Below are 15,285 nucleotides of genomic sequence, written 5' to 3'. Positions count from 1 at the left end.
GCTGTCCAGCGGTAAGGGGGGAAACGGGTGCGCAATTAGGGGGTTGGGGCGGCCAGGGGCGAGCTGGCACAGTAATCCGGACCGGTCGTTCCACTCCCCCGCACGCATTTCGACCTCCTTGGAAGGAAACGAGAGGCGATGCCAAGATCCGCCGAGGCGACGACGATTCCGGCCGCCGCACCCATTTCCCTGAGCACCACCACGGTGGACATCGTGGTGCCGGTCTACAACGAGGAACGCGCGCTCACCGGCACGGTCGAGGTGCTGCGGTCCTACCTGCGCGAGAACTTCCCGTACGACTGGACCATCACGGTGATGGACAACGGCAGCGAGGACGGCACGCTCGAAGTGGCCAACGCACTGGCGCACAACGACGAACGCGTCCGCGTGCGGCACCTCGACGTGGCCGGTCGCGGCCGCGCCCTGCGCGAGGCGTGGGGCACGAGCGACGCGGACGTGGTGGTCTACATGGACGCCGACCTGTCCACCGGGCTCGACGCGCTGCTGCCGCTGGTCGCCCCGCTGGCGAACGGGCACTCCGACCTCGCGATCGGTTCCCGGCACGCTCCCGGCGCGCGGACCGTCCGCGGCCTGCAGCGCGAGTTCATCTCCCGGTCCTACAACGCGTTGATCCGGTTCACCCACGGCGCCCGGTTCCGCGACGCGCAGTGCGGGTTCAAGGCCGCGCGCGCCGAGATCATCCGCCCGCTGCTGCAGCACGTGCACGACGACGGCTGGTTCTTCGACACCGAACTGCTGCTGCTCGCCGAGCACAACGGCCTGCGCGTGCACGAGGTGCCGGTCGACTGGATCGAGGACGTGGACACCAGGGTGGAGGTGACCAGCACGGCCTGGCACGACATCCGCGGCCTGATCCGGGTGGCCCGGTCGAAGGCCCGCGGCACCGCCCGCGTCGACGAGCTGCCGCAGCGGCCCGACCCGCAGCCGATCCACCCCGATCCGGTGCTCGGCCGCAGCGCCGGCGCGCTTTCCTGGCAATTGCTCTCGTTCGCCATTGTCGGCGCCATTTCCACCGTCGCCACCCTGACCCTCTACGCCCTTTTCCGGGAATGGATGCCACTGCTGCTGGCCAATTTGGCGGCATTGACGATCACCACCCTGTTCAACACCGAGGCGAATCGCCGGTACACCTTCGCCGGGCGCAGGCATTCCACCGGCCGGGTGCATTTCCAGGGGATCATCGTCTTCGCGTTGTACTACGGGTTCACTTCGGGAGCGCTGCTGCTGTTGCACTGGCTGGCGCCGGACGCCTCGCGCGCACTGGAACTCGCGGTGCTGCTGGTGTCCTCGCTGCTCGGTACCACGGGCCGGTTCCTGTTGCTGCGCAACTGGGTCTTTCGCCGCAAGGAGGCGGTGGAATGACCGCCACGACCGCACGGGAAGCCCGGACGACCGCGAGCACGCGCTGGCCGGTCTGGACGCTGGCCGGGATCTGCCTGCTGGCCGCGCTGCTGTACGCCTGGGGCTTCGCCTCGGGCAGCTGGGGCAACACGTACTACACCGCCGGTGTCAAAGCGATGTCGTCCGGCTTCACCCACTTCCTCTTCGGCGCCTACGACCCGGCCGGCGCGGTTTCGGTGGACAAACCGCCGATGTCGTTGTGGCCGCAGGTGGTGTCGGTGTGGATCTTCGGCTACCACGGCTGGGCCATCCTGCTGCCGCAGGTGCTCGCCGGGGTCGGCGCGGTGTTCCTGCTGCACCGGACCGTGCGCCGGTGGGCGGGTGAAGCCAGCGGGCTGTTCGCCGCGCTGCTGCTGGCGCTCACCCCGATCACCGTCGCGGTCAACCAGGTGAACCTGCCCGACACGCTGCTGGTGCTGCTGCTGGTCGCCGCCGCGTACGCGGTCACGCGCTCGATCGAAGACGGGCGGCACACCGGCTGGCTGCTGTGGTCGGCGTTCTTCGTCGGCTGCGCGTTCACCACGAAGATGCTGCAGGCGTGGATCGTGGTGCCCGGGCTGGCCGCCGCGTTCCTGGTCGGCGCGAGCGGACCGGTCCGGCGCAAGCTGCTCGACCTGCTCGCCGCCGGGCTGGTGCTGTTCGTGTCCTCGTTCTGGTGGCCCGCCCTGCGTGACTGGTGGCCGGGCGAGAAGCCGTACATGGCCAGCACCGCCGACGGCACCGCGATGGACCTGATCTTCGGCTACAACGGCTTCGGCAGGCTGTTCGGCGCCGAGGGCGGGGCCGCGGTCGCGACACAGGCGGGCGGCGGGAACATCGGCGTGGCCGGTGGGGCTTCCGGCGTCACGCGGATGTTCGGCGCCGCGGGCGGCGGGCAGATCTCCTGGCTGCTGCCGCTGGCCCTGCTCGTGCTGGTGCTCGCCGTGGTCGGCTTCCGGGGAGCCGGGCGCGAGTGGCGCGCGGGCTGGGTGCTGTGGGGCGGCTGGCTCCTGCTGGCCGGGCTGCTGTTCAGCTTCGCGCAGGGCGTGATGCACCCGTACACCGCGACCATGCTGGCGCCCGCGGTCGCGGCGTTGTGCGCGGCCGGGATTCCCCTGCTGTGGCGGACTTATCGGGGTGACACGGCCGCGTGGGTGCTGCTGCCGCTCGCGGTGGCGGGCACCGCGGCCTGGGCGTGGGTGGTGATCTCGCGCAACCTCGCGTGGCACGGCTGGCTCCGCTGGGCCGTGCTGGTGGCCGGGGTCGCGGCTGTGCTCGTGCTGGTGCTCGCGAAACGCCGGGCCGAGTTGCGCCCGCCCGCGCTGGTGCTCGCGCTGACCGCGATCGTGCTCGCCCCCGCGGTGTGGTCGGCCGGCACCGCGGTGGACGGCAACCGGATCGGGGTACTGCCTTCGGCCGGGCCGCTCAGCGAACTGTTCGCCAAGCTGAAGGGCAGCCCCGGCGGTTTCGGCGGCTTGCTGACCGCGGACCTCAGCCAGGAGAACCGGCGAATCCTGGCCTATGCCAAGGAAAACAGCGGTGGCGCGGAGATCGTGCTGGCGGTCGAACGGGGATCGACCGCGACCTCGCCGTTCCTGATCCACACCGGCGAGACGGTGGTCGCACTGGGCGGTTACGCCGGGGCCGATCCGGCGCCCTCGCCCGCGCGCCTTTCCGACTGGGTGGCGCAGGGCAGGCTGCGGTTCGTGCTGAGCAGCCTCGGGCAGGGGCCGAGCGCGCCCGCCCAGCAGGAGCGGGCGGCGTGGCTGGAGCGCCGGTGCGTGGTGGTCGACCCCGCCGCTTACGGCGGGCAGCCCACCCAGAAGTTGTTCAGCTGCACCTAGGGGAGGACCCATGAGCAAGCCGGTCGCGCTGGCGGTTTTCGCCCATCCGGACGACGCCGAGCTGGCCTGTTTCGGCACCTTCGCCGCCCTGCGTGCGCGGGGCTACGCGTTGTCGGTGCTGTCGCTCACCGACGGCGCCAACAGCGACGTCGAGCAGTCCTACCTCCGCCCGAAGGAAGCCAGGCTGGCCGCCGCGGTGCTCGGCAGCGAGCTCGTCGTCGAGGACTTCGAGGACGGCTCGCTGACCGCCGGGCGGGCGCTGTTCGACCGGATCGAGCAGCACATCCGCCGGGTGCGGCCGTCCATCGTGCTGACCCACTACCCCGGTCCGCGCGAGCACCAGGACCACCAGGTGGTCGGCACGGTGGCGACCACGGTCGCCCACCGGGCCGGGCACGTGGAACTGGTACTGCAGGGCGAGCCGCCCGGCCTGGCGGACTCGTTCGCCCCGCAGTTGTTCACCGACATCACCGCGCACATCGACGTCAAGCTGAAGGCGCTGGCCTGCTACAAGTCCGAAGCGGACAAGGGCTTCATGCACCGCGAGACCGTGCTGGACCGCGCCCGGTGGTGGGCGCGGCGAGCCGGCGCGGTGGAGAACGGCACCCCGCGGTACTACGAGGCGTTCGTGGTGTCCAAGGCGTTGCTGCCCGTGCTCACCGGGGTGTAGCTCAGGATGAGCAGCCCGGTCTCGTGCACCTCGACGCCGTTGAAGGTGAACTTGTACTGCTGGCCGTCGCGGTAGAGCAGCTCGCCGGGCGCGGCCTTGCCGGACAGCACCGGGTGCAGCCACACGCGCAGTTCGTCGAGCAGGCCGTGGTCCAGCATGAGGCGGGTCACCGGGCCGAACCCGTATTGCAGCAGGTTCGCGCCGGACTCCTTCAGCTCCCGGATGCGCTCGGCCACGTTCTCGCTGATCACCTCGGTGTTCTGCCACTTCGGGTCGGTCAAAGTGGTCGAAACCACGTACTTCTTCAGCAGGTTCATGCGGGCGGGCGAACCGTCCTCTTCGGTCACCGACGGCCAGACCTCGGCGAAGCCCTCGTAGGTCTCGCGGCCCATGATGACCGCGTCGGCGGCGCGTTGCTGCTGGTCGGCCGCGCGATTCGCCTCCTCGCCGAAGTAGTCCATGTGCCAGTCCTGCATGTTGCTGATGTCGCCGTCGAGGGTCAGGTATGTGGCGTTCACGATCTTGCCCATGGGAATCGCTCCTGGTTCGGTGTCGTTGTACGTAAGCGTCGAACCGGCATCGAGCAGATCGACACGGTCCCCGGAAATTTCCGGAAAGTAACCCGCGTCACAGCTCGTTCGCGCAGACGGGTGACTAGATCCGCCCCGCCACTCCTCCTTTGGGATGAAGCGAAGTGGTTTCATGTTCCACACTGCGTGCTCGCGCGTTCTCTATAGGGAGAGCCGGTGAACAGAACGGAAGGACTCACGGCGATGCCCGACTACCAGGACACCACCCGCGCGAAGATCGTCTTCGGACTGCGCACCTTCGCGGCAGGCCCGGCGCCGCTGCCCGCGGAGCTCTCCTACGACACGAGCGACCCGTACGCGGTGGCCGTCACGTTCCACACCGGACGCGGCAGCGTGCAGTGGATGTGCGCCCGCGACCTGATCGCCGACGGCCTGCTGGCCCCGGCGGGGCTCGGCGACCTGCGGATCAGCCCGGCCAACGACCCGGAGTTCGTGGTCTTCGAGCTGATCACCCCGGACGGCGAGGCCGTGATGGAGGCACCGTCCGCGGAGCTGGCGGCCTTCCTCGACCGCACCTACGAGAAGATCCCGGCCGGGTCCGAGCACCAGTGGTTCGACTTCGAGCACGAGCTGGGCAAGCTGACCTCGCACAGCTAGGGCTCGATGCCGGCGAGCCAGTCCGAACGCCGCCCCGAACGCCAGGGCGGCCAAGAAGCCCGCACCGAGCCAGGTCCGCGCCCGTCGCGGCAGCCCGGCTGCGGGACCCGGCACGGCGAGTCGCCAGACCGCCACTCTCCGTCCACATCGGACGACAGCCGGGGTACGTGAACTCCTACGACGACCCACGGGTGTACCGGTGCTTCACCCCGATCGGGAAGTACTCCGGATCACCTGCGTTCCGCAATTCCACCTCCGGCACTTGCCGCTCGGCGGGAACGTAGTGGGCGAACTCACTGTTCAACCGCACCAGCTGCGCCCGGATCGACTCCGCCACGACGGCCGGGTCACCGTCGCGGCCGGGCGCCAATTCCACGGTCACCCGCAGGCGGCGGTCCCGCTGCTCGTCCTCGACGGCTTCGAGCACGAACTTGCCGGTGACCCAGTCGCTGATCCCGGGCTGCTCCAGCCCCACGGTCACGTTCTCCGGGTACACGTTCGCGCCGAAGAACGACACGGTGAACAGCGAGCGGCCGAACACGTAGACGAACGGCAGCGCCTCACCGGCGGGCGGCTCGAAGCCGTGACGCGCGCAAAACCCGAGCAGCTCGTCGTGCGCGAGCACCCCGCCCTCGTCGGCGATGTGGTACCGGACCAGCGGGATCCCGTTGTCGCCGGAGAAGAGCAGCGTGCCACCCGAAACCTCGAAGTACCGGCTCGCCGGGTCGTACTGCACCAGCGTCGGCAGCCGGTCGGCCCCGAACAGCTCCCTCGCCAGTTCCGGGCGGCCCGCGAGGAACCGGCGGATGGACACCGAAAGCGCGGTCTCGTTCCCCAGCACCCCGGCGTCGGCCGTGCCGTACAAAGAGACCGAGTCGCGTACGGGGTCGGCCATGCCGGTGCGCTCGGCCAGCAGGTCACGCCATTCCTCGCTGAACACCTCGCCCGCGAGCACCAGTTTCACCGCGTACCGCGACCAGTCTTCGCCGCTGTCGACCACGTCCTTGACGAACGGCGGATAACCCAGCAGCACCACCTGCTCGAAGTGCGGCGCCAGTTCCGGCAGGACCCGCAGGATCTCCGCCTTGTTGTTGCCCGGCGCCACCACCGTGATCGGGAAGCCCTTGGCCGCGAGGTGCCGCACGCACGCCGTGGTGAACAGGCCGCCGACCCAGGTGCCCAGCGGGAAGCAGACCACAGCCAGCGTGCGGCGCGAATCCGCGGAGAAGCCCCGGAACACCTGCTCGAAGCGGCGGGCGATTTCCAGCTCGTCGGCCAGCGAGCGCGGCCAGATCGTCGGCGTGCCACTCGAACCGGACGAAACCGCGATCATGTCCAGGTCCTCGAGTCTGCCGTCGCGGCACAGCTCCGGCAGCGGGTAGCGCTGGTGGTAGGCGGCCTTGTCGAGCAGCGGCAGGCGTTCGAAGTCCTGCCGTGAAGTGATGGTGACCGGGTCGATCCCGTGCTCGCCCAGGAACTCGCGGTACGCCGGCACCGAGGCGGCCACCTCGTGGAACAGGGCCACCGGGTCCATCGCGGCCGGCTCACCGGTGAAGAACCGCTCGTAGGCGCGCGTCACGCGCCGGGGTCGCTCCAGGTCCATGGTCGCATGGTGTCAGACCCGGGCCAGGTTGAGGCGCGCTCGGACCTCGTTCGCTTCCGGCACACCCATTTCCGCGTACAACGCCAGTGCCCGCTCCCAGTGCTCGCGCTCGCCGGTGGACTCCCCCAGCCCGTGGTGCGCGTACGCCTGGTCGCCAATACAGCCCGTGTCGAGCGCGATCTGCAGTGCCTCACGGAAAAGTGCCGCGGCCTCCGTGGTTTCTCCACGCGCGCCGGCCAAGGAACCCAGCGAATTCAGCACCCGTGATTCGACGCCGCGATCCGAGCATTCACGCGCGATCGACAACGCTTCCCGGAGGCAGCGCGCGGCTTCGTCGTAACGGCCCAGTTCCCGGTGCACATCCCCGCGGTGCTTCAGCGCGACGCCCTCGTTGATCCTCCCGCCGGTCTCGCGGGACACCGCCAGCGCCTGGTCCAGCCGTTCCAGTGCCTCGTCGTACCGCCCCAGTGCACGCAGCGCCCCACCGAGGATGCCGAGCGCGTAGCCCTCGCTGGTCCGCGTGCCGGTCTCCGCGAACAACGCCAGCCCTTCCTCCAAAGAGGACACCGCGGTCTCATGCTTCCCCTGTGCGGAGAGCACGTCCCCGAGGTTCACCCGGACATAGCCCTCACTGGTGCGGTCCCCGGTTTCGCGCGCGGCCACGAGTGCGAGGTTCAGGTAGCGCGCGGCGTCGGTGTACCGGCCCATGCCGCGGCACGCCGCGCCCAGCACGACGAGCACCAGCCCTTCGCTGGTCCGGTCGTCGGTTTCCCGTGCCAGGTCCAGTGCCTGCTCCAGGTAGCCCAGCGCGTCGGTGAACCGCCCGAGCGCGCGGCAGACCAGGCCGAGGGTGTTCAGCACGTAGCTCTCGGTGTTGCGGTTGCCGCTTTCCCGCGCGCTCGCGAGCGCTTCTTCCAGGTAGCTCAACGCTTCCCGCGAACGGCCGACCCGCCAGTACCCGAGGCCGATGAGCGTCAGCGGGTCCGTGCGGTTCCCGGAATCGGTGAACGCCGACGCGTGCGTGTGCAGCATCAGCGCGTCCTCGTGGTAACCGCCGAGGTCGAGGTACTTCCACAGGATGCCGGAAAGCAGGCGGACGTGGTCCGGCCAGTCGTTGCGCGTGGCGTGCGAGGCCACGGCGAGCAGGTTGGCGCGTTCGGTTTCCAGCCACTCCTGCGCGTTCGCCGGTCGCCAGCCCTCGAACCGCAGTGGCGGCGCATCCGGCCGCAAATGCCGTTCCTGCGGGGCGTGCAGATCCATCGCCAGCGCGGCCGCGGCGACGTAGTGGTCGAACAACCGGGTCAGCGCCGCACGGTCCTCGCCCGCCAGTTCGGCGGCGTAGACCCGCAGCAGGTCGTGCAACTGGTAACGGCCGGGCAGGAGCTCTTCGGCGAGGTGCGCGCGGACCAGCACGCCGATCAGCCGCTGCGCCTCGATCAGGTCGGCCCCGGCGAGCGCGGCGGCCGCGTCCACCGACAGCGCGCGGCCGGGGTGCAGGCCCCACAACCGGAACATCCGCGCGGCATCGGGCGGCAGGTGCCGGTACGACCACGAGAACACCGCGCGGACCGCCGTGCGCGGGTCGCCACCGCCGTCGAGCAGGTCCAGCCGCCGCCGTTCGTCGGCCAGTTCCGTGGCGAGTTCGGCCAGCGACACCTCCGGCCTCGCCAGCGCCAGTTCCGCGACCAGCCGCAGCGCGAGCGGCAGGCGCACGCAGTATTCGACGAGCGCCTCCGCCGCAACGCGCTCGACGGCGACCCGCGCGCCGAGCAGGTGGTGCAGCAGGTCCAGCGAATCCTCGGGCGTCAGCAGGTCGAGCAGCACCCGGTGCGCGCCGTGCCGGGCGATCAGCGCGGGCAGCGTCTCACGGCTGGTCACCAGCACCGAACAGCTCGCCGAGCCCGGCAGCAACGGGCGGACCTGCTCGACCGACCCGGCGTTGTCCAGGATCAGCAGCAACTGCCGTTCGTCCAGTTCGGTGCGGAACTTCGCCGCGCGCTGGTCCTCCTCGGCCGGGATTTCCGAGCCGTCGACCCCGAGTGCCCGCAGGAAGCCCGAGAGCGCGTCACCGGGTTCGACCGGGCGCTCCGGGCCGTAGCCACGGAGGTCGAGGTAGAGCTGGCCGTCCGGGAAGTGCTCGCGTGAGCGGTGGGCCCAGCGCAGTGCGACCGCGGTCTTGCCGACGCCTGCCGTGCCCGACACCACGGCGATCCGCACGTCCGTGCCGTCGTCCGGGAGCAGGTGGTTCAGCGAGCCCAGTTCCCTGGCGCGGCCGGTGAACCCGCTGACATCCGCGGGCAGTTGGGCGGGGCGGTGCCGTCCGGCGGGCACGTCCGGGTGCAGCACGCGCTCGTGTGCCCGCCGCAGTTCGGGACCCGGCTCGATGCCCAGCTCGTCGGCCAGGCGGTGGCGGATGTCGTCGAACACCTCGAGCGCCGCCGCCTGCTGCCCGGCGCCCGCGAGGGCGAGCATGAGCTGGGCGTGCGCGGTCTCGTGCAGCGGTTCGGCGGCGGTCAGCGCCCGCAGGTGCGGCACGGCGTCCTCGTGGTTCCCCTGTGCCTCGGCGATTTCGGCGTAGGCGAGCACCGCGGCCGACCGGCGGGCGGTGATCGCGTGGCACACCGGGTGGTGCCGGAAGCCCTCCAGCCCGGCCAGCACCGGACCACGCCAGGCGCCGAGCGCGTCGAGCCAGCGCTCCTGGGCGACCGCGGCCTCGAACTGGAGGAGGTCCAACTGCTCCTCGTCGACGGACAGCAGGTAACCGCCTTCGACCGTGGTGATCACGCGCGCCGGTTCCTGCCGCACCCGGCGCGGTTCGAGCACCTTGCGCAGCCGCGCGACATAGGTGTGCACCAGCTCCAGGCACGACGCCGGCGGGTCGTCGCCCCACAGCGCGTCGACGATCTCCTCGCGCCGCACCAGCCGGTTCGGCTGGATGGCGAGCAGGGCCAGCAACCGCCGCTGCTTCTCCGCACCCAGCTCGACCGGCTCCCCGGCGTGGTGGACCGACAGCGGGCCGAGCACGCGGATGCGCAGCACGGCACCCGGGTCCTCCGCGGCGAGCACGGCCAGCAACCGGCGCGTGGTTTCCGCACGGGAACTCCGCACGTGCCCGAGTTCGGCGTTGCGCACGGCCCGCAGGCTGACCCCGGCTCGTTCGGCCAGTTCCGCCTGGGTCAGTCCGGCCAGCACGCGGCGCTCTCGCAGCCTTTTGTCCACTGGCACCTCCGAACATGCCCGTCCAGCTTCCCCAAGATGCCGCCCGGCGGCCACCGCCAAATGCACGAGCACGTCATACCCGCAGGTCAGGGCTTTGAAACTGGGTACAGGTCCCGGTACAGGCCCACGTCCACCCCTGGTGATTACGGTGAAGGAGGTCACCAGGGCACCCGCCGCGTGGGGTACGGCGGGTGCCCTAACCCCCGGCTTCCGCGAGTTCGCCGCGCGAGGTGACACCGAGCTTGGGGTAGGCCTTGTACAGGTGGTAGGCCACCGTCCGCGGGCTCAGGTAGAGCTGGGCCGCGATGTCTCGATTGGACAGTCCTTGGGCCGCGAGCTGGGTGATCTGGAATTCCTGCGGGGTCAGTTCGGCCTGCGCGCCGGAGGCAGGCTTCGGGGTCACGCCCGCCCCGGTCGCCCCGAGCTCGGCTCGCGCGCGAGCGGCCCACGGGCCCGATCCAAGCTCCTCGAACACCTTCAACGCGGTGCTCAGGTGGTCACGGGCCTTGCTCTTGCGCCGCGCCCGGCGGAGCCACTCGCCGTAGAGCAGCTCCGTGCGTGCCCGGTCGAAGGGCCGTGAATCGGCCGGGTGCAGGTCGAGCGCCCGCACGAAGTGGGGCTCGGCTTCGGGTGTGGTGAGCGCACGGCAGCGGGCGAGCAGTGCGTGGATCCACGGCCGGTCCATCGTGGCCGCCCAGTTCGCGAACAGCTCCAGCGAACCGGCGGCGTCCTTCGGCCTGCCCAGCCGGACGGCGGCTTCCACGTGGTCGGGCACGCAGCGGACCACTCCGGACAGGTGCCGCGAGGGTCCACTGGTCACCACCCGCAACCGGTCGAACGCTTTCTGCACCCGGCCCTGGCCGAGGTCGAGCAGGGCGAGCGCGGTCTGCGCCCAGGTGTCACCGGAGGACGCGGCATCGTCGGCGGTCAGCCCGGCGTAGTGGCGGCAACCGGGCTCGTCGCCCTCGATCGCGGCGAGGTAGGCGAGCGCGCCCGCGGTGTATCCGGCCCAGAGCGGCTGACCGGTGTCGGCCGCGATGCGCATGCCTTCGGCGCCGGTGACCCGGGCTTCGCGGTGCCTGCCGAGCACGGTCTGCACCAGCGTCAGGTGCCCGAGCGCGGCGGGCAGTGCGACGATCACGCCGTGGGCGCGGGCGTCGGCGATCAGCTCGGTGGCGATCTCCGCGGACTCCTCGTCGCGGGCGGCGACCAGTGCGCGGCTGGCCACCTCGGTCATGCCGCGCGGCCCCATCCCGGCCGCGGCGGACCGCGCCTTGGCCAGCACCTCGTCGAGCGGCGGGAACGCGGCGGTGTCGCGGTCGAGCACCATCGCGGTGCCCCAGCGGGCGAGCCAGGCCATCGACATCAGCGGGTCGTCCGGGTCGAGGCCGACCTCGTCGAACCGGTCCAGCGGCTCGGCCAGCAGGCGCACGTCGGTCGGCGCGGCCCAGGCCGCGTGCAGGGCCCGCACCAGCATCCAGAACGCCTCCACCGGATCGTCGGCGAGCGCGGCGCCGTCGACGAGCAGCCGGTGCGCGTGGTGCAGGTCGCCCTTGGCGAAATCCGCGCCGGCCCGCACCTGGATCAACCGCACGCGCAGGCCGGGGGCAAGATCCGGCGGCAACGTCTCGGCGAGTGAGTTCGCCCAGTCCAGCCTGCCCGCGCGGGTCGCGGCCTCGCACGCGAGGAGCAGGCGCCGGGCGGATTCCCCGGGTTGTTCGCTGAGCCGTGCGGCCCGTTCGTACGTGGTGGCCGCGGCGGCGTGCCCACCACGCGCTGTCGCCCGGCCTGCCGCGTGCTCGAGTTCGGCGGCGACGCCGTCGTCCGGACCGGTGGCGGCCGCGGCGAGGTGCCAGGCCCGCAGGTCCGGGTCGTGGTGCGCGGCCGCGAGTGCACTGTGGACGGCGATCCGGCTGCTCGCCGCGGCGCCGTGGTAGACCGCCGCGCGGATCAGCGGGTGCCGGAAGGTCAGCGTGCCCGCGGTCAGGGAGACGAGCCCGCGTTCCTCGGCGGGTTCGAGGTCGGTGAGCGCGGCGCCCAGCTCCGCGGCGGCTCGCAGCAGGGTCTTCAGCTCGCCGGTCTGGTCGGCGGCGGCGAGCAGCAGCAGGGTCCGGCAGGGCGCGGGGAGCGAGCGGACCTGGTGCCAGAAGGCGTCGAGCACGCGGGTGGTCAGCGGCATCGGCCCGGCGTCGTGCGCGGACACCACGGCCGGGAGTTCCCGCAGTGCCAGCGGATTGCCCCGGGTCTCGGCGACCAGCCGCGCCCGTACCTCGGCGGGCAGCTCGACACCCGTGTCGTCCAGCAACGCCGACGCGCTCTGATCGTCCAATCCGGTCAGACGCAGCTCAGGCAGGCCGGTCGCGACGAAGGCGTCGGCGTAGTCCCGCGCGGCGAACACCAGCACCACGCCCTCACGATCGAGGCGCCGGGCGGCGAAGAGCAGCGCGTCGGCGGAGGCCCGGTCGAGCCACTGCGCGTCGTCGACCAGGCAGAGCAGCGGGCCCTGCTCGGCGAGCAGGGTCAGCACGCCGGCGCCGATCAGGAACCGGTCGCCGTCGCCGCTCTCCCCCAGGCCGAAGGCTCCGGCCAGGGCGCGCCGCTGGAGCGCGGGCAGGGTGTCCAGGCGGTCCAGCACCGGCCGCAGCAGCAGGTGCAGCCCGGCGAACGGCAGTTCGGCCTCGGACTCGATCCCGGTGCCACGAAGAACCCGCAGGTCACCGGCTTGCGCGGCGGCGTGGTCGAGCAAACTGGTCTTGCCGATGCCCGGCTCCCCTCGCACCACGAGGGCACCGCTGATCCCGTCGCGTGCCCGGCCGAGCAGCGCGGCGATGGTGTCCTGCTCCGCCTGGCGGCCCCGCAACATGCGGTGACCCTACCTATGCCACCGTCGCGGATTACTGATACCGCGACGGATTCGGCGGGGGTGGCTGTCGGCCTAACTTGGTTCCACCACCAACGAACGGAGCTTTCGATGTCCCACCCCCGCAAGGTCGTCGCCCAGGTCAACGTCTCGATCGACGGCTACAGCGCCGGCTCGCCGGACGACGGCATGGGTGGCATGGCCTTCCTGCAGGAACACGCCTCGCACGAACAGATGTCGACCTACTTCGAAGGCGTCTGGCGCGGAGCCGACACCGCCGTCGTCGGCCGCACGAACTACGAAGGCTTCGCCGGCTTCTGGCCCCCGGTGGCCGAAGACCCGGACGCCTCCCCGCGCGACCGCGACCTGGCAACCTGGTTGTGCACCGTGGAGAAGCTCGTCTTCTCGCGGACGCTGGACAAGGTCGAATGGCAGAACTCGCGCCTGGCCACACAGGACCCGGCAGCCGAGATCCGCGACCTCAAGAACACGCCCGGCCGCGACATCCTGGTGCTGAACAGCGCCAGCATCATCCGGCAACTACTGGCCGCCGACCTGATCGACGAACTGCGGATCGCGCTGCTCCCCGCCACCCTCGGCGGCGGCCTGCGCCTGTTCGAAGGCAACCCGCCCTACTCGACCTGGCACCTCGGCGGCGTCGCCACCCTCACCACCGGCGCCGTCATCCTGCACTACCAACGCCCCTGATGTCACAAATGTGGCTTTGGGGGCCGAATCCGCCCCGAAAGCCACATTCGTGACACCACCCGGCGCCTCCCCCACCCAGGTGCCGTGAAAGCCACATTCACGGCATCGCCCACCACCCCACCAACGCGACCGCCGCCCAGGGCACCCACCGGAGCAACCGCCCAAACCCCACCCCACCCCGGTCCACAGCCAAAAACACGGCTGGGGCTTCGATGTCAAGGCATCTTTCCCGCCTTGACATCGAAGCCCCAGCCGTAGTCACAATCAAAAACCGGGGCGGGCTCCCACCCAACCAACAAAACCCACGCCCCCTACTCCCCCCGCAACCGCGAATGCCTCCGCCCATAAACGAAATAAATCACCAGCCCCAACCCCATCCAGGCAGCGAACCGAATCCACGTCAGCACGTCCAGATTCAGCATCAAGTAAAAGCAAGCCAGCGCCGCCACGATCGGCAGTACCGGTGAGAACGGCACGGTGAACGGCCGCTCCAGGTCCGGGCGCTTGCGCCGCAGCACCGGCACCGCGATGGCCACGATGATCATCGCGGACAGCGCGCCGATGCTGACCATGTCGGACAGTTCGGTGATCGGCACGAACGCGGCGAGCAGCGCGATCAGCACCGCGCCGATGATGGTCACCCGGTGCGGGGTGCCCCAGCGCGGGTGCACCGTGCCCAGCTTCTTCGGCAGCAGCCCGTCTCGGCCCATCGCGAAGCCGATTCGGCCGATGGTCACCAGTTCCACCATCATCACCGAGGTCAGCCCGGTGACCGCGCCGAGCGAGATCAGTGCGCTGATCCAGTGCATGCCCACCGAGTCGAAGGCGTCGGCCAGGGGTGCGCCCTCGTCGATGTCGGTGAACGGCACCATCCCCGTCAGCACCAGCGACACTCCGATGTAGAGCAGCGCGCAGATGCCGAGCGCGCCGAGGATGCCGACCCGCAGGTCCTTGCGCGGGTTCTTGGTCTCCTCACCGAGGTTCGCCAGCGCCTCGAAACCGGTGTAGGCGAAGAACACGATGGCCGCGGCGGTGAGCACCCCGGCGAGACCGAAGGCCGACTGCTCCAGGCCCAGCCCGGCTTCGACCACCGGCTGGTGCAGCACGTCCGCGTCCTCACCGGCCGGGCGCGCCGGCGGGATGAACGGGGTGAGGTTCGAGGCTTTCACGAAGAAGACGCCGATGCCGAGGATCATCAGGCAGACCGCGACCTTGACCACCACGAGCACGTTGGTGAACAACGCCGACTGCTTGATCCCGGCCACCGCGACCACGGTCAGCACGGCGATGATCAGCACCGCGCCGACGTTGATCGTGGCGTCCTCGCCGAACCACTCCGGCGGCAGGCCGAGCAGGTTCGCCAGGTAACCGGACCAGCCACGCGAAACCACCGCCGCGCCGAGCGCGAACTCCAGCAGCAGGTCCCAGCCGATGATCCAGGCGAACACCTCGCCGAGCGTGGCGAAGGCGTAGGTGTAGGCGCTGCCCGCGGTCGGCACGCTCGAGGCCAGTTCCGCGTAGCAGAGCGCGGCCAGCCCGGCGACCACGGCGCCGATCACGAAGGACAGGGTCACCGCGGGCCCGGCGTGGGTCTTCGCCTCGACCCCGGCCAGGGTGAAGATGCCGGTGCCGATGATGATGCCGACCCCGAACCCGACCAGATCACGACCACGCAGGCGGCGTTTGAGGTCGCCGGACTCCTGCCGCTGGAGCACCGTGTCGACGTCCATGGTGCGCATGATTCCCATGCGGGCACCGTAGAAGTTCCGGCTGCTTCCCGCAGCGCAACCTCG

At 70.8% G+C, this 15,285-nt stretch carries 10 protein-coding genes; 5 read left to right on the top strand and 5 right to left on the bottom strand.

Annotated elements, in window-relative coordinates; genetic code table 11:
• Positions 1 to 138: 138 nt before the first annotated feature.
• From L3Q67_RS18450 to L3Q67_RS18440, 3 genes are read left to right on the top strand one after another with little or no spacing between them, the layout of a single operon-like run.
• Positions 139 to 1,383 carry a bifunctional glycosyltransferase family 2/GtrA family protein gene (locus L3Q67_RS18450; RefSeq protein WP_499190660.1) on the top strand — a complete coding sequence of 415 codons (1,245 nt, stop codon included), beginning with the start codon at positions 139 to 141 and terminating at the stop codon, positions 1,381 to 1,383.
• Positions 1,380 to 3,245, top strand: a complete 1,866-nt coding sequence (locus L3Q67_RS18445; protein ID WP_499190659.1) for an ArnT family glycosyltransferase — start codon at positions 1,380 to 1,382, stop codon at positions 3,243 to 3,245. Before L3Q67_RS18450 ends, L3Q67_RS18445 begins: the two co-directional genes overlap by 4 nt.
• 10 nt (positions 3,246 to 3,255) lie before the next feature.
• The gene (locus L3Q67_RS18440; RefSeq protein WP_499190658.1) at positions 3,256 to 3,915 is read left to right on the top strand and encodes a PIG-L deacetylase family protein; all 660 of its coding nucleotides are present in this window, start codon (positions 3,256 to 3,258) and stop codon (positions 3,913 to 3,915) included.
• On the opposite strand, the gene L3Q67_RS18435 is transcribed toward L3Q67_RS18440, so the two are convergent.
• Positions 3,861 to 4,445: a dihydrofolate reductase family protein gene (locus L3Q67_RS18435; protein WP_499190657.1), complete on the bottom strand. Its 585-nt coding sequence runs from the start codon at positions 4,443 to 4,445 to the stop codon at positions 3,861 to 3,863. The two genes, L3Q67_RS18440 and L3Q67_RS18435, sit on opposite strands and share 55 nt — an antisense overlap.
• 243 nt (positions 4,446 to 4,688) lie before the next feature.
• Here L3Q67_RS18435 and L3Q67_RS18430 point away from each other — a divergent pair, with 243 nt between their 5' ends.
• Positions 4,689 to 5,102 (top strand): SsgA family sporulation/cell division regulator, encoded by a 414-nt coding sequence (locus L3Q67_RS18430; RefSeq protein ID WP_209672261.1) that lies wholly within the window; start codon positions 4,689 to 4,691, stop codon positions 5,100 to 5,102.
• 175 nt (positions 5,103 to 5,277) lie between these two features.
• Here the strand turns inward: L3Q67_RS18430 and L3Q67_RS18425 are convergent, their stop codons facing one another.
• The 3 genes from L3Q67_RS18425 to L3Q67_RS18415 all read right to left on the bottom strand — a co-directional run bounded on the left by L3Q67_RS18425 (position 5,278) and on the right by L3Q67_RS18415 (position 12,787).
• The gene (locus tag L3Q67_RS18425) at positions 5,278 to 6,705 is read right to left on the bottom strand and encodes a phenylacetate--CoA ligase family protein (protein WP_499190656.1); all 1,428 of its coding nucleotides are present in this window, start codon (positions 6,703 to 6,705) and stop codon (positions 5,278 to 5,280) included.
• 12 nt (positions 6,706 to 6,717) lie between these two features.
• Positions 6,718 to 9,924, bottom strand: a complete 3,207-nt coding sequence (locus L3Q67_RS18420; RefSeq protein ID WP_499190655.1) for a tetratricopeptide repeat protein — start codon at positions 9,922 to 9,924, stop codon at positions 6,718 to 6,720.
• Between the two features lie 196 nt (positions 9,925 to 10,120).
• Positions 10,121 to 12,787, bottom strand: a complete 2,667-nt coding sequence (locus L3Q67_RS18415; protein ID WP_499190654.1) for an ATP-binding protein — start codon at positions 12,785 to 12,787, stop codon at positions 10,121 to 10,123.
• Positions 12,788 to 12,895: 108 nt separating this feature from the next.
• On the opposite strand from L3Q67_RS18415, the gene L3Q67_RS18410 reads away from it, so the two are divergent.
• Positions 12,896 to 13,492 carry a dihydrofolate reductase family protein gene (locus L3Q67_RS18410; RefSeq protein ID WP_499190653.1) on the top strand — a complete coding sequence of 199 codons (597 nt, stop codon included), beginning with the start codon at positions 12,896 to 12,898 and terminating at the stop codon, positions 13,490 to 13,492.
• 311 nt (positions 13,493 to 13,803) lie between these two features.
• Here the strand turns inward: L3Q67_RS18410 and L3Q67_RS18405 are convergent, their stop codons facing one another.
• Positions 13,804 to 15,240, bottom strand: a complete 1,437-nt coding sequence (locus L3Q67_RS18405) for an amino acid permease (protein WP_499190652.1) — start codon at positions 15,238 to 15,240, stop codon at positions 13,804 to 13,806.
• Positions 15,241 to 15,285 lie beyond the last annotated feature (45 nt).

Source organism: Saccharothrix sp. AJ9571, from assembly GCF_021725495.1.
GTDB lineage: Bacteria > Actinomycetota > Actinomycetes > Mycobacteriales > Pseudonocardiaceae > Amycolatopsis > Amycolatopsis magusensis.
This window is presented reverse-complemented; position numbering and strand designations above follow the sequence as displayed.